At 70.5% G+C, this 482-nt stretch carries 2 protein-coding genes; both read left to right on the forward strand.

What is annotated here, in order from left to right; translation table 11 throughout:
* Positions 1-254, forward strand: a 254-nt coding sequence (locus B7P34_RS38030; protein WP_189383295.1) for a hypothetical protein, incomplete at its 5' end; no start/stop codon positions are given.
* Positions 251-482: DNA cytosine methyltransferase (locus B7P34_RS36185; protein ID WP_189383296.1), on the forward strand; the 232-nt coding region annotated here is incomplete at its 3' end. The genes B7P34_RS38030 and B7P34_RS36185, both read left to right, overlap by 4 nt.

Consider the following 482-nt stretch of genomic DNA (forward strand, 5'->3'; position numbering starts at 1 on the left):
ATTGCCCTGTCATCGACAGCGACGACCCGTGCCGGTGCGGTGTGGAGATCGACCGGCTGCGTGCCGTTGAGGCTGAGGCCATCGCTCTGCTGATCAAGGTGGAGCAGCACCAGCACAGGGGCTGGGACCGCATCGCCCTGGGTGCTCACGACCGGCTCCGCGCCGTCGTCGAGGGCCGCCCGTCCACCGCTGCCCGCTTGGACGCTCTCTGTCCCGTGCCGTGCGGTGAGGACGAGACCGGGGGTGCGGCGTGAACGGTCTCGTCGTCGATCTGTTCGCAGGCCCGGGAGGTTGGGAGCAGGGGGCTCGCATCGCCGGATTCACCGGCCCCATCGTGGGCATCGAGTGGGACCGTGATGCCTGCCGCACCGCCGCCGCTGCCGGCCACTGGCGCGTCCAGGCGGACGTGTCGCTGTATCCGACCGCCCCGTTCGTCGGGAAGACCGACGGGCTGATCGCCAGCCCCGTCTGTCCGACGTTCT

The organism is Streptosporangium nondiastaticum (assembly GCF_003011965.1).
GTDB classification, from domain to species: Bacteria; Actinomycetota; Actinomycetes; order Streptomycetales; family Streptomycetaceae; genus Streptomyces; species Streptomyces nondiastaticus.